This window comes from Enterobacter cloacae complex sp. IR5412, from assembly GCF_049237385.1.
Taxonomy (GTDB): domain Bacteria; phylum Pseudomonadota; class Gammaproteobacteria; order Enterobacterales; family Enterobacteriaceae; genus Enterobacter; species Enterobacter intestinihominis.
In genome coordinates, this window is the sequence record NZ_JBMKHQ010000006.1 from 234,821 (window position 1) to 260,044 (window position 25,224).

Below are 25,224 nucleotides of genomic sequence, written 5' to 3' on the forward strand. Positions count from 1 at the left end.
AACTCAGCCCCTAAGTGTACCTGTAAAGTGGCTATGAAACATGTCTTACGAAAATCATCAGGCGTTAACGGGCTTAACGCTGGGTAAATCGACCGATTACCGCGACACCTACGACGCAAGCCTGCTTCAGGGTGTGCCGCGCAGCCTGAACCGCGATCCGCTTGGCCTTCATGCCGACGCGCTGCCGTTCGTCGGCGGCGACATCTGGACGCTGTACGAACTCTCCTGGCTGAATGCGCGCGGTCTGCCGCAGGTGGCCGTGGGCCATGTCGAGCTGGATTACGCCAGCGTAAACCTGGTTGAATCCAAGAGCTTTAAGCTCTATCTCAACAGCTTTAACCAGACCAAATTTAACAGCTGGGACGAGGTACAACAGACGCTTGAACGTGATTTAAGCGCGTGCGCGCAGGGGAACGTAACCGTCTCGTTATACCGTCTGCATGAGCTGGAAGGTCAGCCCATCGCCCATTTCCACGGCACCTGCATCGACGATCAGGACATTGATGTGGAGAGCTACGAATTTAGCACCGACTATCTGGAAAACGCGGCGGGCGGAAAAGTGGTCGACGAAACGCTGGTAAGCCATCTGCTGAAATCCAACTGCCTTATCACCCATCAGCCGGACTGGGGCTCGGTACAGATCCAGTATCGCGGCCCGCAGATTGACCGGGAAAAGTTGCTTCGTTACCTGGTGTCATTCCGTCATCACAACGAATTCCACGAGCAGTGCGTGGAACGCATCTTCAATGACATCCAGCGTTTCTGCCAGCCCGAAAAGCTGAGCGTTTATGCCCGCTATACCCGTCGCGGCGGCCTGGACATTAACCCATGGCGCACCAATACCGATTTTGTGCCTGCCACCGGACGGCTGGTGCGCCAGTAAGATAAATATTTTCACAATATGCGGGCGGTATTCCGCCCGAAGTGTTGTGAAACGTCATAAGCCAGGGCTATTGTAATCAACAGGGAAAGACGATAATCGTCCCATAAGGAGCTCACTTGATTACACATATTAGCCCGCTTGGCTCTATGGATATGTTGTCGCAACTGGAAGTGGACATGCTTAAACGCACCGCCAGTAGCGACCTGTATCAACTGTTTCGTAACTGTTCACTTGCTGTACTGAACTCCGGAAGCCTGACCGACAACAGTAAAGAGCTGCTGTCCCGCTTCGAAAGTTTTGATATCAATGTGCTGCGCCGCGAGCGCGGGGTGAAGCTGGAAGTGATCAACCCGCCGGAAGAGGCGTTTGTCGATGGGCGTATTATTCGCTCACTTCAGGCCAACCTTTTTGCCGTGCTGCGCGACATCCTGTTTGTTAACGGACAGATCAGCAACGCTGGTCGTTTCCAGCATCTCGATCTGGAAAGCTCCGTTCATATCACCAACCTGGTTTTCTCCATTCTGCGTAACGCCCGCGCCCTGCACGTTGGCGAAGCGCCGAACATGGTCGTCTGCTGGGGTGGTCACTCTATTAACGAAACCGAATACCTGTACGCCCGCCGCGTGGGTAATCAGCTCGGCCTGCGCGAGCTGAACATCTGTACCGGCTGCGGTCCTGGCGCGATGGAAGCGCCGATGAAAGGCGCGGCAGTAGGACACGCGCAGCAACGCTATAAAGAAGGCCGTTTTATCGGCATGACCGAGCCGTCAATCATCGCCGCTGAGCCGCCTAACCCGCTAGTTAACGAACTGATTATTATGCCGGATATCGAAAAACGTCTTGAGGCGTTTGTCCGTATCGCGCACGGCATTATCATCTTCCCGGGCGGCGTAGGTACGGCGGAAGAACTGCTTTATCTGCTCGGGATCCTGATGAACCCGGCCAACAAAAATCAGGTTCTGCCGCTGATCCTGACCGGCCCGAAAGAGAGCGCCGACTACTTCCGCGTGCTGGACGAATTTATCGTGCATACGCTGGGGGAAGACGCGCGCCGTCACTACCGCATTATTATTGACGATGCCGCAGAAGTGGCCCGTCAGATGAAAAAAGCGATGCCGCTGGTGAAAGAGAACCGTCGTGATACCGGGGATGCCTACAGCTTTAACTGGTCCATCCGTATCGCACCGGATCTCCAGATCCCCTTCGAGCCGTCGCATGAGAACATGGCGAACCTCAAACTCTATCCGGATCAGCCGGTGGAAGTACTGGCAGCTGACCTGCGTCGCGCCTTCTCTGGCATCGTGGCGGGGAACGTGAAGGAGGTGGGGATCCGCGCGATTGAGGAGTTCGGGCCGTATAAAATCCACGGTGACCCGGAGATGATGCGCCGCATGGATGACATGCTGCAGGGCTTTGTGGCTCAGCACCGCATGAAACTTCCGGGATCTGCCTATATTCCCTGTTACGAAATCATCAAATAAAGCGTCCTTTCCCTCCTCTCAAGCCGGATTGTCATCCGGCTTTTTTATTAGTGATGTAATTCATAGCGATCTTCAATGTTATTAACAAATCTGGCGCCCGCGCAAACGATTACCTCGTTTTTGAAACCGTAAATAATCAGCCTTAATCGAAATTACCTGCCAGAAAATCCTAAAATCCTATTTCTTTACAGCGAAAGACACCTATCTCGCGGGTCAGCCTTTTCGAAAACATGTCGTTAATGGTAGCCTTCGCGCCCGTAAATCCTCTTTGATGTTTTTTTAACAGATAAATGGTCTAAATATGCCCACATCATAAGTGGATTATTGCATTTGGGATCGCGATCACTGATAGATTCATAACGAGAATGTATCTTTCCGCCCGCCAATAGTTACGGGCAAAAATTATTAAAAAACCGTCACTGAACGAATTTCATATTACCGTCAGGCACTTTTTCATCGGATTTGACTAAAAACCTGACAATTTGCTTCCTCCAGGAGATACAGATGGAAACCACTCAAACCAGCACCGTTGCTTCGATTGAATCCCGAAGCGGTTGGCGCAAAACGGATACCATGTGGATGCTTGGCCTGTACGGCACGGCAATCGGCGCTGGTGTACTGTTCCTTCCTATCAACGCAGGTGTCGGCGGTCTGATCCCGCTGATCATCATGGCCATCATCGCCTTTCCGATGACCTTCTTTGCACACCGCGGCCTGACCCGCTTCGTGCTGTCCGGTAAAAACCCGGGCGAAGACATTACTGAAGTCGTTGAAGAACACTTCGGCGTCGGCGCAGGTAAGCTGATTACCCTGCTCTACTTCTTCGCGATTTACCCGATTCTGCTGGTGTATAGCGTTGCTATCACCAACACCGTTGAAAGCTTCATGATGCACCAGCTGCAGATGACCCCGCCGCCGCGTGCGATCCTGTCCCTGATCCTGATCGTCGGTATGATGACCATCGTGCGCTTTGGCGAGCAGATGATTGTCAAAGCGATGAGCGTGCTGGTATTCCCGTTTGTTGCAGCCCTGATGGTGCTGGCGCTGTACCTGATCCCACAGTGGAACGGCGCTGCGCTGGAAACTCTGTCTCTGAGCAGCGCATCCGCAACCGGTAACGGCCTGCTACTGACCCTGTGGCTGGCGATCCCGGTAATGGTGTTCTCCTTCAACCACTCGCCAATCATCTCCTCCTTCGCGGTGGCGAAGCGTGAAGAGTACGGCAATGGCGCAGAGAAGAAGTGCTCCAGCATCCTGGCTCGCGCACACATCATGATGGTACTGACAGTTATGTTCTTCGTGTTCAGCTGCGTGCTGAGCCTTTCCCCGGCGGATCTGGCGGCGGCGAAAGAGCAGAACATCTCTATTCTGTCCTACCTGGCAAACCACTTTAACGCACCGCTGATTGCGTGGATGGCACCGATCATCGCGATTATCGCCATCACCAAATCCTTCCTGGGCCACTACCTGGGCGCACGTGAAGGCTTCAACGGTATGGTGATTAAATCTCTGCGCGGTAAAGGCAAGAGCATTGAAATCAACCGTCTGAACAAAATCACCGCGCTGTTCATGCTGGTGACCACCTGGGCGGTAGCCACCCTGAACCCAAGCATTCTGGGCATGATTGAAACCCTGGGCGGCCCGATTATCGCGATGATTCTGTTCCTGATGCCGATGTACGCGATTCAGAAAGTGCCAGCGATGCGTAAATACAGCGGCCATATCAGCAACGTGTTCGTTGTTGTGATGGGTCTGATTGCCATCTCCGCTATTTTCTACTCGCTGTTCAGCTAATACCTCCTGCGCCGTCTGCGGATGGCGCACTCCTCCCCTCTGACTGAAGCAATGGACGCATCATGATTAGCGTATTCGATATCTTCAAAATCGGTATTGGTCCTTCCAGCTCTCACACCGTCGGACCAATGAAAGCCGGTAAACAATTCACGGATGACTTGATTGCACGCGGCATTTTGCACGACATCACCCGCGTGGTTGTCGATGTATACGGTTCCCTTTCCCTGACCGGTAAAGGCCACCATACCGATATTGCCATTATCATGGGGCTGGCGGGTAACCTGCCGGATACCGTTGATATTGACTCCATTCCTGGCTTTATCCAGGACGTGAACACCCACGGTCGTTTGCTGCTGGCCAACGGCGAGCATGAGGTTGAATTTCCGGTTGACCACTGCATGAATTTCCATGCGGATAACCTGTCGCTGCACGAAAACGGCATGCGCATTACCGCGCTGGTCGGCGATAAAGCGGTTTACAGCCAGACGTATTACTCCATCGGCGGCGGGTTTATCGTCGACGAAGACCATTTTGGTCAAACCAACGGCTCCGCCGTTGAGGTGCCGTACCCGTACAAAAACGCGGCCGATTTACAGCGTCACTGCCAGGAGACAGGCCTTTCTCTCTCCGGCCTGATGATGAAAAACGAGCTGGCCCTGCACAGCAAAGAGGAGCTGGAACAGCACTTCGCAAACGTCTGGGAAGTGATGCGCAGCGGCATTGAGCGCGGGATCACCACCGAAGGCGTACTGCCGGGGAAACTGCGTGTTCCACGTCGTGCGGCTGCGCTGCGCCGCATGCTGGTCAGCACCGACAAAACCACCACCGACCCGATGGCCGTTGTCGACTGGATCAACATGTTCGCGCTGGCGGTGAACGAAGAGAACGCCGCGGGTGGCCGCGTCGTCACCGCGCCAACCAACGGGGCGTGCGGCATTGTTCCGGCGGTCCTGGCGTATTACGACAAGTTTATCCGTGAAGTGAATGCAAACTCACTCGCGCGGTATATGCTGGTCGCCAGTGCGATTGGCTCACTGTACAAGATGAACGCCTCGATTTCCGGCGCGGAAGTGGGCTGTCAGGGTGAAGTGGGCGTAGCCTGCTCTATGGCGGCGGCGGGTCTGGCCGAATTGCTGGGCGCAAGTCCTGCGCAGGTTTGTATTGCGGCGGAAATCGGCATGGAACATAACCTGGGGCTGACCTGCGATCCGGTCGGCGGTCAGGTCCAGGTGCCATGCATCGAGCGTAACGCCATCGCCTCTGTGAAAGCGGTGAACGCGGCCCGTATGGCGCTGCGCCGCACCAGTGAACCGCGCGTGTGTCTCGACAAGGTTATCGAAACCATGTACGAAACCGGTAAAGATATGAACGCCAAATACCGCGAAACCTCCCGCGGTGGCCTGGCGATGAAGATCGTTACCTGCGATTAAGCCTCTCAGGAAGCCTCGTTTTGCGAGGCTTCTTCCTGTTTTCTCCACCATTCATAGTTTCATGCTGCGCTCAGTGTTACCCTTCCCCCATTAGACAGAAGGGAGATTATCTGTGGCCGTTCATTTGCTTATCGTCGATGCACTTAACCTGATTCGCCGTATTCACGCGGTACAGGGCACCCCCTGCAAGGACACCTGTTTACACGCGCTGGAGCAGCTCATCCGCCATAGCGAACCCACCCACGCTGTTGCCGTATTCGACGATGAAGCACGCAATACCGGCTGGCGGCACCAGCGCCTGCCGGACTACAAAGCCGGGCGTGCGCCGATGCCGGACGATCTGCACGCCGAAATGCCCGTTATACGCACGGCCTTTGAACAGCGCGGCGTTCCGTGCTGGGGCGCACACGGTAATGAGGCTGACGATTTAGCCGCAACGCTGGCGGTTAAAGTCGCGAGCGCCGGGCATCAGGCGACTATCGTTTCAACCGACAAAGGCTACTGCCAGCTGCTCTCTCCAACGGTCCGCATCCGCGACTACTTTCAAAAACGCTGGCTGGACGCGCCATTTATTGCCAGCGAGTTTGGCGTATCGCCTGAGCAATTGCCGGATTACTGGGGGCTGGCGGGGATCAGCAGCTCCAGAGTGCCGGGTGTCGCCGGTATTGGACCCAAAAGTGCCGCACAGCTGCTGACGGAGTTTCAGAATCTGGAAGGGATTTACGCAAGGCTTGAGGAAGTGCCGGAAAAATGGCGCAAGAAGCTGGAGGCGAATAAAGAGATGGCGTTTATCTGCCGGGAAATCGCAACGCTACAGACGGATTTACAGCTGGACGGGAATTTACAGCAGTTAAGGTTAGAACGTTAAAACAACTACACGATTTTGTAGGCCCGGTAAGCGCAGCGCCACCGGGCGTTACAAACGTTATCGCTCGTCGCGTCGCCCACCCACGGCCGCCCACCAGCGACGGATATGCACCGTCACTTCTTCACGGTCGTGATACAGCTGACGCGCCTGGATTTCCGCGTTAATCCCGTGTTCGTCCAGTTGCTGCTGAATATAAGCCAGGTTCTGCGACACCTCTTCGTAACGCTTTTTCATCGGCAGCTTGAGGTTGAAAATCGTCTCACGACACCAGCCGTTCACCAGCCAGGAGGCCATCAGCGCCGCGACTTTCGCCGGTTTTTCTACCATGTCGCACACCATCCAGGAGATGTTGTTACGGGTAGGACGGTAGCGGAAACCATCTTCACGCAGCCAGGTGACCTGCCCGGTGTCCATCAGGCTTTGCGCCATCGGGCCGTTATCCACAGACGAAACCCACATGTTGCGTTTCACCAGCTGATAGGTCCAGCCGCCCGGGCACGCGCCAAGATCGACGGCATACATGCCGTTTGCCAGACGTTCGTCCCACTCGTCCGCCGGGATAAAGACGTGGAACGCCTCTTCCAGCTTCAGGGTTGAACGGCTCGGCGCGTCTGACGGGAAGCGCAGACGCGGGATCCCCATAAAGAACGGCGAGTTATTGGTGGTATACGAGTAGCCGGTGTAGCAACATCCTGGCGCAATAAAGAAGATATGCACGACTGGACGCTTTGGCGTTTCGTAGTTTGTCAGCACACCCGCATCACGCAGTGCCGCGCGGAGCGGCACGGTAAACTTACGGCAGAACTTCATCAGCTCTTTGCTTTCATTGGTGTCAGCCACTTCCACGCGCAAATCGCCGCCCTTCTCCACCACGCCCTGCAACAGGCCAACAATCGGCGTGATGCGATCCTCCGGCGGAAGATCTTTCAGCAGTTCGCCCGCGACAAACATCTGACGGGCGAAAATCAGCGAGCTGAACGGCAGTTCGCGCGCCAGCTTGTCGGCATCATCAGGCTGATAGCATTCAAATACCACATAGCCCGCGTTCTCTTTGACGCGAGCGAATCCGAAGACTTCACGCTTCGCCGCTTTATCGGTGATTTCCGCGGCGCACTCTTTCTCAAACCCCGGGCGACAATATAAAACAACCTTATTCATGAACAACGCCCTTGCGTTTCAGACGGATAGCTCCGATAAACATTAAAACCCAACCCGCCAGGAAGCTGACGCCGCCGACAGGTGTAACAAACGCCCACAGGCGTAAATGCGACAGCGCCAGACAGTAGAGACTGCCGCTGAACAGTACGGTACCCAGCGCCAGAAAGACGCTGCTCCAGTAAAACCAGATGCTGATACGGCGCTGCATCGCCACCGCCAGCCCAAAAATTGCCAGCGTGTGGAACGCCTGATATTCAAGGCCGGTCTGGATCCAGCCCATCTCCACAACGCCCAAAGACTTGCTTAAGACATGCGCGCCAAACGCGCCCAGAGCTACAAAAATAAAGCCACTCACCGCGGCGAAAATCAGCATGAATCGGCTGGTCATGTTTAAGTCCTGAATTAATGCGTGCCCGGCACACAAACGTTATTGTTCATATCTGAAGCGGAATTTTTCTTGCTCGCTTGCCGCTTTCGCCAGTATCCACTGCCGGAAAGCGGCTATTTTACCCAGTTCTGCCTGACTGTCATGACAAACCAGATAAAATGCATTCTTGCTGACCAGTACATCGTTAAATGGGCAAACCAGACGGCCTGCCTCAATTTCGGACTGCGCCATGACGTTATTCGCTAATGCCACGCCCTGCCCGTGAATGGCAGCCTGTAACACCATCGCGCTGTGGCTAAAAATGGGCCCCTGCTGCACGTTTATATGATTAAGACCTAACTGGCGGGTATAAGTTTGCCAGTCGCGACGCGAGGCATCGTGCAAAAGCGTGTGTTGCGCCAGATCGGCGGGCGTTTTGAGCGCTTTCTCCCCCGTCAGCAGCAGTGGTGAACAGACCGGCAGCAGATATTCTGCGTATAATTTTTCAACACGCAAGCCCGGCCAGTTACCGCGACCGTAAAAAATCGCCACATCCACATCGTCTGCAAGCTTGTCTTCCTGACGGTCCACCGCCTGGATTCGGACATCGATTCCCGGATAAGTTGAGTTAAAGCTTGAGAGTCGCGGCACCAGCCACTGAATGGCAAAACTGGGCAATAAACTCACAGTCAGGGCGCCTTTTGCGCTCCGTGCCTGAAGCTTACGGGTGGCTTCCGTCAGCTGGGAGAAAATCTCTTTAATATCCTGAAAATAGCTCTGCCCTTCTTCGGTCAACAGCAACGAACGGTTGCGGCGACGGAACAGCTTAAGCCCCAGAAAATCCTCCAGAGACTTGATTTGATGACTTACTGCGGCCTGTGTCACAAAAAGCTCATCGGCTGCGCGGGTGAAGCTGAGGTGGCGTGCTGCTGCATCAAAAACACGTAATGCATTTAGGGGTGGCAATCGCTTGGACATGGTTATCTGGCTTAGATGTTAACGAGATTTAACATATAGGAAACAACGTTTAACCTATTAGTTTTTTTTATCTGAGCCATTATAATTTGTCCGTTGAGGAACTACCAGCAAATACCTATAGTGGCGGCACTTCCTGAGCCGGAACGAAAAGCTTTTTTTGGAATGCGTGTTCTGAAGGGCTTTTGGCTTACGGTTGTGATGTTGTGTTGTTGTGTTTGCAATTGGTCTGCGATTCAGACCACGGTAGCAACGCTACCAATTTTTCACTTCCTGTACATTTACCCTGTCTGTCCATAGTGATTAATGTAGCACCGCCAACTTGCGGTGCTTTTTTTTCGCTTATCTAACTGTTAATGCTCGATTTCCTTCATCTCTTTCACGTCACTGCGATTGATCTGCTGTTTGTTCCCGTTAGCATCTTTGTATGAAATCATCCCGGTATCATTATCGGTTGTCGGTTTCCCTTCAGAGACGATAGATCGACCATCGTTGGTATGCATTACGTAGTTATTACCAGAACATGCGCTCAGGGCAAAGGTCAACGCACAGGCAGAAATGATTGCAGCTGTCTTTTTCATGATTATTCTCCTTTAGCAATTAATGCTATTCAAACCTCGATTTATAACAGGCTAAAACATCCGCCTAACACTATTTAGCATAACCTGCTTTTTCAGACTCGCCAGGATAAGCAGACAAATCTGATAGATATCAACTTCCTTGCCCTGCCGATGAATTTGCGCGACGATCGTAGAATCGATATGAGGAATTCCATGAACGCTTTCAGTCCTGCGCAGTTTCGCGCACAGTTTCCTGCGCTGGCCGATGCCGGCATTTATCTTGATAGCGCCGCCACGGCCCTTAAGCCGCAAGCGGTGATTGAGGCAACCCGCCAGTTTTACAGCCTGAGCGCCGGGAACGTGCACCGCAGCCAGTATGCCGACGCGCAGCGCTTAACGGCGCAATACGAAGCCGCACGGGATCAGGTCGCGCGCCTGATCAATGCTGACAGCGGTAAGAACATCGTCTGGACGCGGGGCACTACCGAGGCCATTAACATGGTGGCGCAATGTTACGCGCGTCCGCTGTTGCAGCCCGGGGATGAGATCATCGTCAGCGAGGCGGAACACCACGCCAACCTGGTGCCCTGGCTGATGGTGGCCGAACAAACCGGGGCACGGGTTGTAAAACTCCCGTTGGGTACAGACTTCCTGCCTGACGTGGCGCGTCTGCCTGAGCTGATTACGCCGCGCAGCCGTATTCTGGCGCTGGGGCAGATGTCCAACGTCACCGGCGGCTGTCCGGATCTGGCGCGCGCCATTGAGATTGCCCATGCCAGCGGCGTGGTGGTAATGGTCGACGGTGCGCAGGGTGTGGTGCATTTTCCGGCTAACGTTCAGGCGCTGGATATCGACTTCTATGCCTTCTCAGGGCATAAATTGTACGGGCCAACCGGTATCGGCGCGCTGTACGGCAAACCTGAACTGCTGGCCCGGATGACGCCGTGGCTCGGCGGCGGCAAGATGATTACCGAAGTCACCTTCGACGGTTTCAAAACGCAGGATGTGCCTTACCGCCTGGAAGCCGGTACGCCGAACGTGGCAGGGGTTATCGGTCTGAGCGCAGCGCTCGAATTTCTCGCAGATACGGACGTGGCTCAGGCTGAAAGCTGGAGCCGGGGCCTGGCGACGCTGGCAGAAGAAGAGCTTAAGAAACGCCCCGGGTTTCGCTCGTTCCGCGTCCAGGACTCCAGCCTGCTCGCCTTTGATTTTGCGGGCGTACACCATAGCGACATGGTGACGCTGCTTGCCGGATACGGCATTGCCCTGCGCGCAGGACAGCACTGCGCCCAGCCGCTGCTGGCAACCATGGGGGTGAGCGGTACCCTGCGCGCCTCGTTTGCACCGTACAACACAAAAAGTGACGTCGACGCGCTGGTTTCCGCCGTCGACCGCGCCCTGGAATTACTGGTGGATTAATGACAAGTTCAGCCTTAGCCGGGCATCCGTTCGGCACCGTTATCACTGAAGAGACGTTAAAACAGACCTTCGTCCCGCTCACGCAGTGGGAAGATAAATATCGTCAGTTGATCCTGCTGGGCAAACAGTTGCCCACGCTGTCAGACGAACTGAAATCGCAGGCGAAGGAGATAGCTGGCTGCGAGAACCGCGTCTGGCTTGGGTTTAGCATATCCGGTGAGAAACTGCATTTCTTCGGCGACAGCGAGGGACGTATTGTTCGCGGTCTGCTGGCGGTGCTGTTGACCGCAATCGAAGGGAAAAGCGCCGCAGAGCTGCTGGTGCATTCTCCGCTGGCGCTGTTTGATGAGCTGGGACTTCGCACGCAGCTTAGCGCCTCGCGCGGTCAGGGACTGATTGCGCTAAACGACGCGGTGCTGGATGCCGCCCGTCAGGCTCAGGCCTGACGTTCCGCCTTCGCCATCATCTTCTTCAGGGCGTGAGAGACCGCCACAAAGCCGAAGGAGGCGGTCACCATGGTGGCCGCTCCAAACCCTGAGGCACAATCCATCCGCTTTGGCCCTTCCGCCGTGCTTTTCATTGCACAGACCGAACCATCCGCCTGCGGATAAACCAGCGCTTCTGTCGAGAACACACAGTCCACGCCCAGCTTGCCTTTACTGTTCTTCACCACGTTGAAGTCGCTTTTTAAGCGCTCGCGCAGCTTAGCGGCCAGTGGATCCTGAATGGTTTTCGCCAGATCTGCCACCTGGATCTGCGTCGGATCAATTTGTCCACCCGCGCCGCCCGTTGTCACCAGCGGCACCTTGTAACGACGACAGTAAGCGATCAGCGCCGCTTTTGGCCGCACGCTGTCGATGGCGTCAATCACATAGCTGTAGCCTTTGCTCATGTACTCCGCGACGTTATCTGCCGTCACAAAGTCGTCAATCACCGTTACGCGGCACTCCGGGTTGATGAGACGAATACGCTCCGCCATCACCTCGGACTTCGCCAGACCGACGTTATCACGCAGGGCGTGGATCTGACGGTTAGTGTTAGTGACGCAGACGTCATCCATATCAATCAACGTAATTGCGCCAATGCCGGTTCTCGCCAGCGCTTCTGCCGCCCACGAACCCACGCCACCAATGCCCACCACGCAGACATGCGCATCCGCGAACAGTTGCAGGGCTTTTTCACCGTATAACCGTGCCGTGCCGCCGAAACGCTGGCGCCAGGCATCGCTGATTACCACAGACATAAAACCTCAGATATAAAAAGGGTGAGATATTCCTCACCCTGAACCGTAATCCGTCTTGCGCTCAGAATACCACACTCAGCCGCTAAATACGTTCCCGGTACCCGGCGCTGTCTTCAGCACCCACACGCGCCCGTAGTGGTTATACCAGCCTGCACGGTGGCCGGCATCCGGGCCGATGCCCTGGTAAATATCGAAGTGCTGACCTTTAATCGCCCCGCCCACGTCCAGCGCCACCATCAGGCGTAATTCATACTTGCCGTTGAATTTGCCGTTGTTGTCGAGGAGAGGGACTTCCGCCAGCAGCGTAGTACCCGCCGGGATAATCGAACGATCCGATGCCACAGAAGCGCGGCCAATCAGCGGGACGGCGCTCGCCCCTTTCACCGGCGCAAAGTTCTGCGGTTTGAAGAAGACAAACGATGGATTCTGCTCAAGCAGCTCACGCACTTCCGCTTCGCTGTGTTTTTCGCCCCACTCGCGGATCGCCTGCATCGACATATCTTCTCGTTTCACTTCACCACGGTCGATGAGCACCTTACCGATGCTGCGATAGGCATGGCCGTTTTTCCCGGCATAGCTAAAGAAGTTCAGCGGCGAGCCGTCGCCAAAATCAATATAGCCGCTGCCCTGCACGTCCATGATGAAGTTATCCATCAGCGAGTTGCTGTAGGCCAGCACGTAATTTTCGCTAAGCGCACCGGCATAGATTTCAGCGCGGGACGGGAGACGACCGCGTTTTGGCGGCATGCGGTAAATCGGATACTGGAATTCGCCCTGACGCGTGTGTCGTGCCTGGACAACCGGGGTGTAGTAGCCGGTAAACTGAACGTTACCGTAGTTATCCGCCCCTTCCATCTGCCACGCGTCAATACCAAACTGGCGCATATTGCGCGTATCACCGCCAGCGCGCAGCCAGTCCTGCACTGCACTATAAACGTTGTTCTGTGAGCCATACAGGCGCGGCGACGCTTTGCGGATCTGGTACACCTGCTCGGAGAAATCCCCGGCATTGATTGGAGCACCCACGGCATCTGGCTGGTTAACTAAAGAGAAAGGCTGGGATAACTTCCCGTCTTTATACTGTTGACCGCGATCGGTCGGTTTGGAAGAGCAGGCCGCAAGAATCGCTACCATTGCGCCTGTCATCAGATACTTCACCCAACGTCCTTTCATTATATCTCGTCTTTTAGTTGCCCAATTCCGCGTGATGAAGATAACAAACCCACCGTGGTAATGAAATGCGATCGCCTTCCCTTTGGCAAATTCTGGACAAAAAATAGTCCAAAGTGGCTATTCCCGTTCATTTTGCATACAAAATAATGAATTATGCGAAAAAGGGGTTGCATCACAAACCTATCCGAGTATAGTGCGCTTCCACGGACGCGGGGTGGAGCAGCCTGGTAGCTCGTCGGGCTCATAACCCGAAGGTCGTCGGTTCAAATCCGGCCCCCGCAACCAATTAAAATTTGATGAAGTATCTTCTACGACTGTAGAAAGACGGACGCGGGGTGGAGCAGCCTGGTAGCTCGTCGGGCTCATAACCCGAAGGTCGTCGGTTCAAATCCGGCCCCCGCAACCAATCAAATTTGAAGAAGTAAGTTTCTACAAGTGTAGAAAGACGGACGCGGGGTGGAGCAGCCTGGTAGCTCGTCGGGCTCATAACCCGAAGGTCGTCGGTTCAAATCCGGCCCCCGCAACCAATCAAATTTGAAGAAGTAAGTTTCTACAAGTGTAGAAAGACGGACGCGGGGTGGAGCAGCCTGGTAGCTCGTCGGGCTCATAACCCGAAGGTCGTCGGTTCAAATCCGGCCCCCGCAACCAACACTTCTTAAAACAATAAACACCCTTAAGGGTGTTTTTTTGTATCTGCCGTTTGTGAAAGTGCCGGGCGAGATACCCGGCGTAATACCCTATCCCCGCCGCGCCAGCGTTTCCCCGTCTGAGAAATAGGCCCGAATACCCGCCAGAATCGACTCCGCCACTTCCTGCTGGAATTTAGCCGTCTTGAGCTTGCGTTCCTCTTGCACGTTACTGATAAACGCGGTTTCGACCAGAATGGACGGAATATCTGGCGCTTTCAGTACTGCAAATCCGGCCTGCTCGACGCTGTTTTTGTGCAGCTTGTTGACCCGGCCCAGTTTGCCCAGCACCGCTTTACCAAACTTCAGACTGTCGGTAATGGTCAGCGACTGCACCATATCAAACAGCGTATGGTCGACGTAACGATCCCCGCTTTTACTCACGCCACCGATTAAATCCGAGGCGTTCTGCGTGTCCGCCAGGTATCTCGCGGCGGTACTGGTCGCCCCTTTCGTTGACAGGGCAAACACCGACGATCCGCTCGGCTGGCGGCTGGTGAAGGCGTCCGCATGAATAGAGACAAACAGATCCGCGCGCTGCTTCTGCGCTTTCGCCACGCGGACCTTCAGCGGGATAAAGACATCTTCGTTGCGCGTCATGTAGGCGCGCATATTGCCCTCTTTGTCGATTAACGCCTTCAGACGACGGGCAATTTGCAGCACCACATCTTTTTCACGGGTGTGATATTTCCCAACGGCGCCGGAATCTTCTCCGCCGTGGCCAGGATCGAGCATGATCACAATCGGACGATCGCGCCCCGCCCTGCCCGGCTTAGGACCACTTTGCGCAGGTGGGACCTGCCGCTGGAGATCGCCTTTGTTGTAATCTTCAAGTAACGCCAGGAGCGGATCCTGAATATCCGTTGCATTCGCCGGATAGAGATCCATTACCAGGCGCTCCTTAAAGGCGGCAACAGGCGCAAGGGCAAAGAGCTGCGGTTTCACGTTCTGCTTGAGCTCAAACACCATGCGCACGGTTTGCGGATCGAACTGCCCGACGCGCGCCGATTTGATAAAAGGATCGTCGCCACGGATCTGCGCCGCCATGCCTTTAAGCACGGAGTTGAGATTCACACCTTCGAGATCAACCACCACACGTTCAGGATTGCTGAGGGCAAATTGTTTGTATTTCAGCACGCGGTTGGACTCGACCGTCACGCGCGTATAGGTCGACGACGGCCAGACGCGCACCGCGACTACCTGGCTTGTGGCGGCAAGACCCACCTGGCTGACGCTAAGCAACCACATCGCCCCGGCCCCTTTTAACAGGCGGCGGCGGCTTATTGCTGAATTGGATCCCGACATGCTTCTCCCGAGCAAGAAATCTGATTGATGAACAAAACGCCCAAATTGACCGAAAACTTTAACGAATGACGCATAAACTGTCATCTATAAAAGGGTAAACAATCATACGTTAACGCACGGATTACTTATTATTTTCTGTGGGTCGCAGAAAATTTTGGCTTGCACACGCGGCCATAATCGAATAAAAATACATAAATAACGAATAAACATTCACTAAGGGTTGTGTCATGGTTAAGGAACGCAGAACCGAACTGGTCCAGGGATTCCGCCATTCTGTTCCCTATATCAACACCCATCGGGGGAAAACCTTTGTCATCATGCTTGGCGGCGAAGCCATTGAGCATGAGAACTTTTCCAGTATCGTCAATGATATCGGCCTGCTGCACAGCCTCGGCATCCGTCTGGTGGTGGTGTATGGCGCACGTCCGCAAATCGAAGCCAACCTGGCCGCCCATCACCATGAGCCGATCTACCACAAACATACCCGCGTGACGGATGCGAAAACCCTCGAACTGGTCAAACAGGCGGCGGGTCTGTTGCAGCTCGATATCACCGCCCGCCTGTCGATGAGCCTGAGTAATACGCCGCTGCAGGGCGCGCACATCAACGTGGTGAGCGGCAACTTTATCATCGCTCAGCCGCTCGGCGTGGACGATGGCGTGGATTACTGCCACAGCGGCCGCATCCGGCGCATTGATGAAGAAGCCATTCACCGCCAGTTAGACAATGGCGCGATCGTCCTGATGGGACCCGTTGCCGTTTCCGTAACGGGTGAAAGTTTTAATCTGACCTCAGAAGAGATTGCCACCCAGCTGGCCATCAAGCTGAAAGCGGAAAAAATGATCGGCTTTTGCTCCTCACAGGGTGTCGTGAACGATGAGGGCGTGATTGTGCCAGAACTTTTTCCGAATGAAGCCCAGGCGCGCGTCGAAGCGCTGGAAGCACAAGGCGATTACTATTCCGGTACCGTGCGTTTTCTGCGCGGCGCCGTCAAAGCGTGCCGCAGCGGGGTACGCCGCAGCCACCTGATCAGCTATCAGGAAGACGGCGCGCTGTTGCAGGAACTGTTCTCCCGGGACGGGATCGGTACGCAGATCGTAATGGAGAGCGCCGAGCAGATCCGCCGTGCCACCATCAATGACATCGGCGGCATTCTGGAGCTGATCCGTCCGCTGGAACAACAGGGCATTCTGGTTCGCCGCTCCCGCGAGCAGCTGGAGATGGAGATCGACAAGTTCACCATCATCCAGCGAGATAACCTGACCATTGCCTGTGCGGCGCTTTATCCGTTCCCGGAAGAGCAGATTGGCGAAATGGCGTGCGTTGCCGTGCACCCGGATTACCGTAGCTCCTCGCGGGGGGAACTGCTGCTTGAACGCGTGGCGGCACAGGCGCGCCAGATGGGTCTGAGCAAGCTGTTCGTGCTCACCACGCGCAGCATTCACTGGTTCCAGGAGCGCGGCTTCACGCCGGTGGATATTGATTCTCTGCCGGAAAGTAAGAAAGAGATGTACAACTACCAGCGCCGCTCGAAGGTGTTAATGGCGGACCTGGGATAACAATCACCCTCTCCTGTCGGAGAGGGTGATTACTCAGACAGATTCAAAAATCGCGCTTAATCCGCTTCTGCGCTCGGTGCGAGTGGCAATCGCCTGTCCCAGCACGCGTTCATCCGCATACAGCGACAGACGCTGGCGCGCACGGGTAACGGCGGTGTAGACCAACTCACGGGTTACGACCGGCGAAAGCTGTGTCGGCAGGATCAGCGCCGCATGGTTGAACTCTGAGCCCTGAGACTTGTGTACCGTCATCGCCCATGCCGTTTCATGCTCTGGCAGACGGCTGGGCTGGACGGACTTCACGCTGCCGTCCGGTAGCTGGAACCAGACGCGCAAACCGTTACCGCGATCGAGCGCAATACCGATATCCCCGTTGAACAGCCCCAGCGTACTGTCGTTGCGGGAGATCATCACTGGCCGGCCTTCATACCATCGCGAATGCTGCTGACGGTTAATTTTGCGTTTCTGCACGAGCAGCTGCTCCAGCCTGTCGTTCAGGCCCGCAACGCCGAACGGCCCTTCCCGCAATGCGCACAGAAGCTGGTATTCGCCAAATGCGGCAATGACCTGCCCGGGCTGACTGCGCTGCTGCACGCAGCTCAGAAAACGCTGGTATCCCTGGAGAGCCTCCTCAAGCATAGCCTGATACTCTTCCCCGCTTTGCAGCGATTTCTTTTCAATGTCAGTGAAAGAGCCGTCAAACACCGTGCGCGTGGCATGCCGATCGCCACGGTTGACCGCCGCAGCCAGCTGGCCGATGCCGGAGTCGCTACCGAAACGGTAGCTTTTTTGCAGCAGGCACAGGCTGTCACGCAGTGCGCCTGCGACCGGCGAGTGATCGGGTTCAAGCGAGCAGCCGGTCAGGCGGGCAAGCTCCTGCGCCCGCGCGGCGGTATAACCGTAGCTGGCGTAGGTACAGATATCCCCCAGTACCGCCCCGGCTTCCACGGAGGCGAGCTGGTCGCGATCGCCCAGGAAAACCACGCGCGCATGCAGCGGCAGAGCATCGATCAGGCGCGACATCATGGTCAGGTCAATCATGGAGGCTTCATCCACCACCAGCACGTCCAGATGCAGCGGATTACCTGCATGGTAGCGCAGCCGCTGGCTACCCGGCTGCGCGCCGAGCAGACGGTGCAGGGTACTCGCTTCACCCGGGAATAGCGCAAGCTGCTCCTGAGTGAGCGGCAGCTGTTGCATCGCACCGCCCAGTGATTCGGTCAGTCGCGCCGCTGCTTTCCCGGTGGGCGCCGCCAGACGAATACGACATCGCTGCTCGCCTGATAGCTGGATCAGGGCTGCCAGCAGCTTTGCGACGGTCGTGGTTTTCCCGGTCCCCGGGCCACCTGAAATCACCGAAATCCGCCGCGTCAGGGCGACGGCCGCCGCCACTTTCTGCCAGTCTGTAGGCTCACCGGAGTCAAACAGCCTGTCCAGTGTCTGGCGAAGCTGCGCTTCGTCGCAGGGAAGCGGCGCGTTGGTCTCACTAAAGAAACGCGCTACCGTCAGTTCGTTTCGCCACAGACGGTTCAGATATAATCGCTCCCCCGTCAGGATCAGCGGCGCCTGGTTTTCTCCCGGCCCGACGGCCGACGATTCGCGCAAAATTTTCTGCCAGTCCCCCCTCTCCCCCAGCAGCGCAAAGCAGGACTGGAGGACAGGCGGCATTTTCTCGTCAACAACCAGACGCGAGAGCGGCAGACACACATGCCCCTCTCCGGCGTCTTTACTCAATAGGGCAGCGGCAAGCATCACGGCGGGCTGGTCAGCGGCAATCATCATGGCAAACTGCACGTCCAGCTGACGCAGCACGCGTTGCTCTACCGCTTCCAGCAATAAGTCCTGCATCGTCATGCCATCTCCTCCGTGTTTGCTGCAAACAGGTTATCCATTTTATTAATCAATTCCGCATCCGGACGGGTGCTGAAGATCCCGGAGCGCGGATCGGCAGCGTCGACCCCGCGCAAGAAGAGGTAGATGACGCCACCAAAATGATCGTCGTAGCGGTAATCCGCAATACGGTGGCGCAAATAGCGGTGCAGCGCTAGCGTGTAGAGCTGATATTGCAGATCGTAGCGATGCATTTGCATGGCTGCCGCCATCGCCTGCTGGGTATAGGCTTCGCTGTTCTCGCCCAGCCAGTTCGATTTGTAATCCAGCAGGTAGTACCGTCCTTCGTGACGGAAGACCAGGTCGATAAAACCTTTCAGCATGCCCTGCACCTGACGGAAGTTCAGCGGCGGGCAACCGGCTGAGAGCGGATCGTACTGACGGATAAGCGCATCGAGCGCGTCGGCCTTAAGCGGGCCTGCGACAGGCAGATAAAACTCCATCTCAACCTGTTTATTTCTGGCCGTTAGCTGACGAAGAGCGAAGCCCTGCTCAGTCAGCGGCGCCTGCAAAATGGCGTTGATCCAGTCAGTGAGAACGGGCTGCCAGTGCGCGTCATAGCCCCCGCTCTGTAACATCTTCAGCACCCACTCCTCACTGACAGGCTGAGTAAAATCAAGCTCTTCAAAGAGGCTGTGCAAAAAGGTGCCCGGCGACGCGCCGCGTGGGAACTGATGCGGAGTTAACGTCGGTTCAACCGGAATATCACCCACCCCTGCGGCATCCACGTCCAGCTTCGGCATGAGATCCAGCGCAATACTTTGCCCGTGCTGTTGCAGGCCAGAATAGCTGGTGACGCGCCAGTCGTCGGCAAGCACCCGCGTGATCTGGCGCGCATTAAGGTCGGTCGCGGGCTCTTGCGCCATTTGCCAGCGGCTATTGTCTGGCAGAGACGGGATATGCAGTGCGATATCGTCACCGCAGAGCGACTCAATGCAGAGGCGCAACCCCGCCGCATCTTTCGGCTCGCCACGCTGAATAAGCCGCCCTAACGCGCTTAAATGGAAATCGCTTTCCCCTGTTTTCTCCCCGCGACGGCGGAAAACCGGGGCGACGCCCAGGCTGCAATGCCAGACAGAACGGGTCAGCGCCACGTAAAGCAGGCGCAAATCCTCCGCCAGACGCTCCGCTTCTGCCAGTTCAACGCTGGTCTCCGCCTTGCTGAGATCGAGCACCGCATCGAAAGTCTCGCGGTCATGGTAAAAGGCCTGATCCTGAACCCGGTAGTTCGCGATGAAAGGCAGCCAGACCAGCGGATATTCGAGACCTTTGGATTTGTGAATGGTGACGATTTGCACCAGATGCTTATCGCTCTCAAGACGCATCTGCTGGCTTGAAGAGTTACTGTTTGGATCCGCGATTTGCTGCGCCAGCCAACGCACAAGGGCATGTTCACTTTCAAGCTGGGTACCCGCTTCCTGTAACAGTTCGCTGATGTGTAAAATATCGGTCAGACGCCTTTCACCGCCGGATGTCGCCAGCATATTTTCGGCAATCTGACGCCGTGTCATCAGCTCGCGCAGCATCGCCATGACGCCGCGCTTTTGCCAGCGTTCACGGTAATGGACAAACTCTTCTACCACCGCATCCCATGCGTTTTCGTCATGGTTGAGTTCATCAATATCCCGTGCGTTCAACCCCAGCATAGAACTGGCCAGCGCGCTTCGAAGCGTATTTTCGCGCTCCGGCGCCAACACCGCCTGAAGCAACCAGAGCATTTCCTGGGCTTCCAGCGTGTCGAACACGCTGTCGCGGTTAGAGAGATACACTGACGGAATATCCAGCAACGTTAGCGCATCGCGGATTAACGCCGCTTCCTGACGACTGCGCACCAGCACGGTAATATCAGAGGCCTTTACAGGATATGCCTGTTCCCCCTTCCACAGCAGTGCCTCGCCGCGCGCGCCTGCGCTTAGCCAGTCACGGATTTGCGCGGCGCAGTGCTGGGCCATCGCCGCCTGATAATCGGCAACGCCATAGCCTTCCCCCTCAAGCAGCCAGAAGGTCATGGCGGGTTGCACCGCACCGCTGACTTCAAAGCGCAGGGATGCGTTTTTTGGGGCGGATTTCACCGGCAGGAAAGGGATTTCATTGAACATGAATGCCGTCGCCATACGGCTGAACAGCGCATTGACGCTCTCAACCATCCCCGGAGCGGAGCGCCAGTTGGTATCTAACGTGTAATGCGCGACCACCTCACTACGGGCTTTCATATAGGTGAAGATATCTGCCCCACGGAAGGCGTAAATGGCCTGTTTAGGGTCGCCTATCAGCAGCAGGGCAGTGTCGGGCTGCTGTCGCCAGATGCGGCGAAAAATGCGGTACTGCTGGGGGTCGGTGTCCTGAAATTCGTCAATCATCGCCACCGGAAAACGGGTACGGATCGCGCTGGCGAGCGCTTCACCATTCTCGCTGGACAGGGCTTCGTCCAGGCGGCTCAGCATGTCATCAAACCCCAGCTCGCCCCGGCGACGTTTTTCGCGCGCGACGGCCTGGCGGATCTCCGTCATGGCGCGGGTGATCATCAGATCATTGAGCGTTAATGGCTCCGCAAGCAGCGCTTCAATCGCCACAAACAGGGGATGCTCAGGCACAATACCGTCGGCTTTGGTTCGCTCGGTCAAAAAGCGCTGCGAAAATTTTTCCAGTGCGTCCGGAAGCTGGTAACCCCGCGTCTCCTCCTGGGCCCAGGCGCTGATCTTTTCGATCCACTTCCCCTGGTTCCCACGGTTGAACTTGCGTCTGTCGATGCCTGAGTTTTCGATGATTGCATCAATTTCACCAACCGACTCATTCCACTTCTGCTTAAGCGCGGTAATTTTGGCGACGATCTTTTCATGGCGCGAGGCCAGCGTTTCATCGGCAGGCGGAGGAGATTTAATGACCGGCGCTTCGCCTTGCAGGTAACGGTCGATGGCGCGAAGAAGCTCTTCCGGACCTTTCCACAGGGCGTGAACCGCTTCAGCAATGTCGCGCTGCAACGGATAACAGTGACGACGCCAGAAATCCGCACAGGCCTGATAGCGAAGCTCGGATTCATCTTCAATAAGCTGCTGCTCAAAGAGCATGCCGGATTCAAACGCATTCAGGCTCAGCATGCGCTGACAAAAACCGTGAATGGTGAAGACGGACGCTTCATCCATTTGCCGTTCGGCCAGCAGCAGCCATTGCGCAGCCTGTTGCTTATCCGCAATCTCGTCCAGCAGGCTCGCGTAGAGGGGGTTATCCGTCGTCTGACGCAGACAGGCGATGCGCAGCTCATGAATGTTGCTGCGAATACGGCCACGCAGCTCGGCAGTGGCCGCTTCGGTGAAAGTTACCACCAGCAGCTCTTCCACGCTTAACGGGCGCGAAAAAGCGGCGTTGCCGCCGAGCCCCAACAGCAGACGCAGATAGAGCGCGGCGATGGTATAGGTTTTTCCCGTTCCCGCTGAGGCTTCAATCAGTCGCTCACCCTGTAGAGGTAAACTTAGGGGATCAAGCGGCTCAGCGGTATGGGTCATTCTTTCTTACTCCAGGGCATAGTTTGTTGCAGCGCGCTGACGCTCTTCCAGACGGTCCACTCTTTTGATTTTACGTAGTCCGTTTTCCCGTTCTGGCTGCCAGAAACCTGAGACAGGATGGCCATACCCTGCGGTTTTACTACCGCCTGATGGAAGAAATCGGCAACTTTTTGTGGCGTCAGCTGTTTTATTTCGGCCACTATTTTATCACGCGAATCAAATTTCATATTACCGCGATCAAAATCTTTGCTCAGCTGCGAGGCCTCTTCACCCAGCGTCTGCGGCGGTTGCATCACCTGGGCGATAACCGCCTGCTGGATCTGGGCAAACTCTTCCGGCTTCATGGCGCGCAGTTTTGCTTCCGCCTGCGGGAAGAATGCCTGATAACGTTGCCACAGGTAAGCGGGTTGCTTGTCGCTGCTTTGCAGAAGGAAGCCCAACCCCCACTGACGGCCCACATTCATCGAGAAAGCGAATACCGCATAACCCAGCTGCTCTTCGGTGCGCAGCTGGTTGTAAAACCACGGCTGAATAATTTGACCGAGCACCGCACTCTGGGCAGAGCTGGTAAATTCGTCATATCCGACAGGGACAAACACCGCGGCCAGCGCGGAATCCGTGCTGCTTCCCGCTTTTTCGAAGATCGCATTCTGCTTTTTCTCTACCAGCACATCCTGGTTACGGCACCACTCATCGCCTTTTGAACCCAGTTGCGCACGCACGTTTTGTGCCAGCTTTTTAGCCTGATCTTCGCTCATGTTCCCTACAACCAGGAACTCCGGACGGGTATTGGTTTTCAACGAATCACGGTAAGCCAGCACCTCTTTTAAGGTGACTGAGGGCAATAACGCGCGGCGATCTTCGCGCTGGAAATAAGGAATTTGGGACAACATCTGTGCTGGCATAATCGCCTGATCGTAGGCTTTACCCTTCTCGGCAGAATCCATCATCTGGGCATACCAGGACTTAGCCTGCTCGAGCTGTTCTTCCGTAGGCGTATAGCTGAAATAACCGTCCAGCAGCGCCTGGAACAGCTGCGGCAAACGCTGGGTATAGCCGTTGGCATTCACCATCAGGCCGTTATTGGCATTGGTGGAGAAACTGATACCGCCAACGGCAGCCTGGTTGCTGAGCTGATCGAGGGCAATACCGGCCAGATAATCGTTAAGCGCAAACAGCACCTGGTTTCTGGCGCTGTCCATTGCTTTAGGATTACGCAGCACTACGCTGACATCCGCTTTTGGCTCGTCGCCGAAATAGCGGCTTGGGGTGTAGACCACGCGCAGCGTCGGCTCATCAACAATCAGCTCCGGATGCGGATAGGCCTTTGCAGGTTTGATCAGCGAGAAATCGTCCGGGATGTAGGGGTTAAGCTCCGGTAACTTCAGCGCAATTTCCCCCGCCTTTTTCTGCCAGCCCGCGAAGGTCTGTTCGCTGATTTTTTCAACCTGATACGGGGCATCAACGAAGTAGGCCATTTTGTTATGCGGTTCGTTCGGGCTGATATACCAGACGCGGGCATTCTGCGGAGTCATCATCGCCAGACGCGCTTTGAGCGCCCCGGCGTCATACTGATCGGCAATATTTACCGCATCCAGCGTATGTTCCACCGGCACGCGGATCATGGTATCTGCCAGCCACTCGACGTAGTCCATATCACGCGTAATAGAGGGATAGCGGAAATCGAGATCCAGCACGTGCGCCAGCTCGTCGAAGTAGCGTTTATCGACGCCTTTGTCGCGCAGCAGAGAGAGATAACTGAAAATGGCCGCAACGACGTCGTCACGGTGAGCCAGCCCTTTATCGGTCAGCGTCGCGGAGATGGCCAGCACGCCGCTATTCCCGTTTACGACGGGATCGGAGTCAGCGCGAATACCTTCCACCAGCCCCTGCTTTTGCAGCCAGTCGGAGAGCGTACCCGGGCTGCGGTTACCGATAAGATAAGTCACCAGCTCGTCGGTTTTGCTGCGGAACTGCGCCGTGTTGTTATCAATACGGAATTCAACGCGTAACACCTTGCGCGGCAAGGCCGGCACATAGTGAATAACAATGCCTTTTTGCGCGTCCGTGACAACCGGCACGTTAATCTGCGGCAGATCGATATTTTTATTTGGCACCCTGCCATAGGCCTGCGCAGCCATTTTTGCCAGCGTCGGCAACGGTTTATTGCTGTAGATAACCGCTTTCATCAGATTGGCGGAATAGTATTTTTCACGAAACGCATGCAGCGCATCGAGCACCGGGCTACCCGGCTTGTCGCTCAGCGTTTCAAGGTTGCCGCCTGAGAAGCGCGAACCCGGATGCGCCGGATTGATGGTTTCAGCGCTAACCTGCGCCATGCGCATACCGTCTCGCGTGCGCGCCATCGTCAGTTCGGCGTTTACGGCGTTGCGTTCCCGGTCAGCATATTTTTTATCCAGCAGCGGTGCGGCGATGGCATCCGCCAGACGGTCCACCGCCCCGTCAAGCGCATCATTTTCCACTTCCAGGTAAAACGCGGTACGATACGGCGCAGTGCTGGCGTTGTGGCTGCCACCATGCATTTTCAGAAATTCGGACAGGCTGTCAGGCTGTGGGTATTTTTTAGACCCCATCAGCGTCATGTGCTCAAGGTAGTGCGCCAGTCCCGGATGGTCATCAGGATCTTCCAGCGATCCGACCGGCACAACCAGTGCGGAGAGCGATTTAACCGCCTGAGGATCGGAAACCAGCAGCACGGTCATCCCGTTATCAAGACGAATCGCCTGATACTGACGGGTGTCCTTATCGCTCTTACGGATTGTTTCCTGGACAGGTTGCCAACCGGAATCGGCCTGAGTGACGGGAGCCCAAAGGGCGATAAACAAAACAAACGCTTTGAACAAGGTGCTGCCTGGCATTACGACCTCTTTATCACGGCTACATCATTAACAACGTGCGTGCTGGACACG

At 55.7% G+C, this 25,224-nt stretch carries 18 protein-coding genes and 4 tRNA genes; 12 read left to right on the plus strand and 10 right to left on the minus strand.

What is annotated here, in order from left to right:
- The first annotated feature begins 40 nt into the window (after positions 1–40).
- From queF to xni, 5 genes are all read left to right on the plus strand, one after another.
- Complete coding sequence (gene queF, locus ACOTX2_RS13550) at positions 41–883, plus strand: NADPH-dependent 7-cyano-7-deazaguanine reductase QueF (RefSeq protein WP_023298501.1); 843 nt, start codon at positions 41–43, stop codon at positions 881–883.
- Positions 884–999: 116 nt separating this feature from the next.
- The gene (gene ppnN, locus ACOTX2_RS13555; protein WP_023298502.1) at positions 1,000–2,364 is read left to right on the plus strand and encodes a nucleotide 5'-monophosphate nucleosidase PpnN; all 1,365 of its coding nucleotides are present in this window, start codon (positions 1,000–1,002) and stop codon (positions 2,362–2,364) included.
- 504 nt (positions 2,365–2,868) lie between these two features.
- Positions 2,869–4,158 (plus strand): HAAAP family serine/threonine permease, encoded by a 1,290-nt coding sequence (locus ACOTX2_RS13560; RefSeq protein ID WP_022649218.1) that lies wholly within the window; start codon positions 2,869–2,871, stop codon positions 4,156–4,158.
- Positions 4,159–4,220: 62 nt separating this feature from the next.
- Positions 4,221–5,588: an L-serine ammonia-lyase gene (locus tag ACOTX2_RS13565; protein ID WP_022649219.1), complete on the plus strand. Its 1,368-nt coding sequence runs from the start codon at positions 4,221–4,223 to the stop codon at positions 5,586–5,588.
- A gap of 112 nt (positions 5,589–5,700) precedes the next feature.
- The gene (gene xni / locus ACOTX2_RS13570) at positions 5,701–6,456 is read left to right on the plus strand and encodes a flap endonuclease Xni (protein WP_063147436.1); all 756 of its coding nucleotides are present in this window, start codon (positions 5,701–5,703) and stop codon (positions 6,454–6,456) included.
- A gap of 57 nt (positions 6,457–6,513) precedes the next feature.
- On the opposite strand, the gene rlmM is transcribed toward xni, so the two are convergent.
- From rlmM to ACOTX2_RS13590, 4 genes are all read right to left on the minus strand, one after another.
- Positions 6,514–7,614, minus strand: coding sequence for a 23S rRNA (cytidine(2498)-2'-O)-methyltransferase RlmM (gene rlmM, locus ACOTX2_RS13575; protein WP_022649221.1), 1,101 nt, complete (start codon positions 7,612–7,614; stop codon positions 6,514–6,516).
- Positions 7,607–8,002 (minus strand): DUF423 domain-containing protein, encoded by a 396-nt coding sequence (locus tag ACOTX2_RS13580; protein ID WP_003862756.1) that lies wholly within the window; start codon positions 8,000–8,002, stop codon positions 7,607–7,609. The genes rlmM and ACOTX2_RS13580 overlap by 8 nt, the downstream gene beginning before the upstream one ends.
- A 39-nt stretch (positions 8,003–8,041) precedes the next feature.
- A complete protein-coding gene (gcvA, locus tag ACOTX2_RS13585) occupies positions 8,042–8,959 on the minus strand; it encodes a glycine cleavage system transcriptional regulator GcvA (RefSeq protein WP_022649222.1) in 918 nt (305 codons plus the stop codon).
- Between the two features lie 350 nt (positions 8,960–9,309).
- On the minus strand, positions 9,310–9,537 hold the full coding sequence (locus ACOTX2_RS13590; protein WP_015571738.1) for a YgdI/YgdR family lipoprotein: 228 nt from the start codon (positions 9,535–9,537) through the stop codon (positions 9,310–9,312).
- 192 nt (positions 9,538–9,729) lie between these two features.
- Here ACOTX2_RS13590 and csdA point away from each other — a divergent pair, with 192 nt between their 5' ends.
- Both csdA and csdE read left to right on the plus strand, forming a co-directional pair.
- Positions 9,730–10,935 (plus strand): cysteine desulfurase CsdA, encoded by a 1,206-nt coding sequence (csdA, locus tag ACOTX2_RS13595; RefSeq protein WP_063147435.1) that lies wholly within the window; start codon positions 9,730–9,732, stop codon positions 10,933–10,935.
- Complete coding sequence (gene csdE, locus ACOTX2_RS13600) at positions 10,935–11,381, plus strand: cysteine desulfurase sulfur acceptor subunit CsdE (RefSeq protein WP_023298505.1); 447 nt, start codon at positions 10,935–10,937, stop codon at positions 11,379–11,381. The genes csdA and csdE overlap by 1 nt, the downstream gene beginning before the upstream one ends.
- On the opposite strand, the gene tcdA is transcribed toward csdE, so the two are convergent.
- The gene (gene tcdA / locus ACOTX2_RS13605; RefSeq protein ID WP_006811804.1) at positions 11,372–12,178 is read right to left on the minus strand and encodes a tRNA cyclic N6-threonylcarbamoyladenosine(37) synthase TcdA; all 807 of its coding nucleotides are present in this window, start codon (positions 12,176–12,178) and stop codon (positions 11,372–11,374) included. The genes csdE and tcdA overlap by 10 nt on opposite strands.
- Positions 12,179–12,253: 75 nt before the next feature.
- Positions 12,254–13,351, minus strand: coding sequence for a murein transglycosylase A (mltA, locus tag ACOTX2_RS13610; RefSeq protein WP_022649225.1), 1,098 nt, complete (start codon positions 13,349–13,351; stop codon positions 12,254–12,256).
- A 208-nt stretch (positions 13,352–13,559) separates the two neighbouring features.
- On the opposite strand from mltA, the gene ACOTX2_RS13615 reads away from it, so the two are divergent.
- The 4 genes from ACOTX2_RS13615 to ACOTX2_RS13630 all read left to right on the plus strand — a co-directional run bounded on the left by ACOTX2_RS13615 (position 13,560) and on the right by ACOTX2_RS13630 (position 13,999).
- Positions 13,560–13,636: transfer RNA gene (locus ACOTX2_RS13615), tRNA-Met, on the plus strand.
- Positions 13,637–13,680: 44 nt separating this feature from the next.
- Positions 13,681–13,757: transfer RNA gene (locus tag ACOTX2_RS13620), tRNA-Met, on the plus strand.
- Positions 13,758–13,801: 44 nt separating this feature from the next.
- Positions 13,802–13,878 (plus strand) — tRNA-Met (locus ACOTX2_RS13625).
- 44 nt (positions 13,879–13,922) lie between these two features.
- A tRNA-Met gene (locus tag ACOTX2_RS13630) sits at positions 13,923–13,999 on the plus strand.
- Positions 14,000–14,088: 89 nt separating this feature from the next.
- Here the strand turns inward: ACOTX2_RS13630 and amiC are convergent.
- Entirely contained in the window at positions 14,089–15,342 is a 1,254-nt protein-coding gene (gene amiC / locus ACOTX2_RS13635; protein ID WP_022649226.1) for an N-acetylmuramoyl-L-alanine amidase AmiC, read from the minus strand.
- Positions 15,343–15,569: 227 nt separating this feature from the next.
- On the opposite strand from amiC, the gene argA reads away from it, so the two are divergent.
- Positions 15,570–16,901 (plus strand): amino-acid N-acetyltransferase, encoded by a 1,332-nt coding sequence (gene argA, locus ACOTX2_RS13640; protein WP_022649227.1) that lies wholly within the window; start codon positions 15,570–15,572, stop codon positions 16,899–16,901.
- Between the two features lie 33 nt (positions 16,902–16,934).
- On the opposite strand, the gene recD is transcribed toward argA, so the two are convergent.
- From recD to ptrA, 3 genes are read right to left on the minus strand one after another with little or no spacing between them, the layout of a single operon-like run.
- Positions 16,935–18,755 carry an exodeoxyribonuclease V subunit alpha gene (gene recD / locus ACOTX2_RS13645; protein WP_063843666.1) on the minus strand — a complete coding sequence of 607 codons (1,821 nt, stop codon included), beginning with the start codon at positions 18,753–18,755 and terminating at the stop codon, positions 16,935–16,937.
- A complete protein-coding gene (recB, locus tag ACOTX2_RS13650; protein ID WP_058676759.1) occupies positions 18,752–22,294 on the minus strand; it encodes an exodeoxyribonuclease V subunit beta in 3,543 nt (1,180 codons plus the stop codon). Before recB ends, recD begins: the two co-directional genes overlap by 4 nt.
- Entirely contained in the window at positions 22,291–25,173 is a 2,883-nt protein-coding gene (ptrA, locus tag ACOTX2_RS13655) for a pitrilysin (RefSeq protein WP_063147433.1), read from the minus strand. Before ptrA ends, recB begins: the two co-directional genes overlap by 4 nt.
- Positions 25,174–25,224 lie beyond the last annotated feature (51 nt).

What these genes read in the sequence shown, in the direction of transcription:
- recD (WP_063843666.1), bottom strand. Translation starts at nt 18,755, where the DNA reads ATGACGATGCAGGACTTATTGCTGGAAGCGGTAGAGCAACGCGTGCTG.
- ACOTX2_RS13580 (WP_003862756.1), bottom strand. Translation starts at nt 8,002, where the DNA reads ATGACCAGCCGATTCATGCTGATTTTCGCCGCGGTGAGTGGCTTTATT.
- amiC (WP_022649226.1), bottom strand. Translation starts at nt 15,342, where the DNA reads ATGTCGGGATCCAATTCAGCAATAAGCCGCCGCCGCCTGTTAAAAGGG.
- argA (WP_022649227.1), top strand. Translation starts at nt 15,570, where the DNA reads ATGGTTAAGGAACGCAGAACCGAACTGGTCCAGGGATTCCGCCATTCT.
- csdE (WP_023298505.1), top strand. Translation starts at nt 10,935, where the DNA reads ATGACAAGTTCAGCCTTAGCCGGGCATCCGTTCGGCACCGTTATCACT.
- ptrA (WP_063147433.1), bottom strand. Translation starts at nt 25,173, where the DNA reads ATGCCAGGCAGCACCTTGTTCAAAGCGTTTGTTTTGTTTATCGCCCTT.
- ACOTX2_RS13590 (WP_015571738.1), bottom strand. Translation starts at nt 9,537, where the DNA reads ATGAAAAAGACAGCTGCAATCATTTCTGCCTGTGCGTTGACCTTTGCC.
- gcvA (WP_022649222.1), bottom strand. Translation starts at nt 8,959, where the DNA reads ATGTCCAAGCGATTGCCACCCCTAAATGCATTACGTGTTTTTGATGCA.
- queF (WP_023298501.1), top strand. Translation starts at nt 41, where the DNA reads ATGTCTTACGAAAATCATCAGGCGTTAACGGGCTTAACGCTGGGTAAA.
- ACOTX2_RS13560 (WP_022649218.1), top strand. Translation starts at nt 2,869, where the DNA reads ATGGAAACCACTCAAACCAGCACCGTTGCTTCGATTGAATCCCGAAGC.
- rlmM (WP_022649221.1), bottom strand. Translation starts at nt 7,614, where the DNA reads ATGAATAAGGTTGTTTTATATTGTCGCCCGGGGTTTGAGAAAGAGTGC.
- ACOTX2_RS13565 (WP_022649219.1), top strand. Translation starts at nt 4,221, where the DNA reads ATGATTAGCGTATTCGATATCTTCAAAATCGGTATTGGTCCTTCCAGC.
- recB (WP_058676759.1), bottom strand. Translation starts at nt 22,294, where the DNA reads ATGACCCATACCGCTGAGCCGCTTGATCCCCTAAGTTTACCTCTACAG.
- mltA (WP_022649225.1), bottom strand. Translation starts at nt 13,351, where the DNA reads ATGAAAGGACGTTGGGTGAAGTATCTGATGACAGGCGCAATGGTAGCG.
- tcdA (WP_006811804.1), bottom strand. Translation starts at nt 12,178, where the DNA reads ATGTCTGTGGTAATCAGCGATGCCTGGCGCCAGCGTTTCGGCGGCACG.
- csdA (WP_063147435.1), top strand. Translation starts at nt 9,730, where the DNA reads ATGAACGCTTTCAGTCCTGCGCAGTTTCGCGCACAGTTTCCTGCGCTG.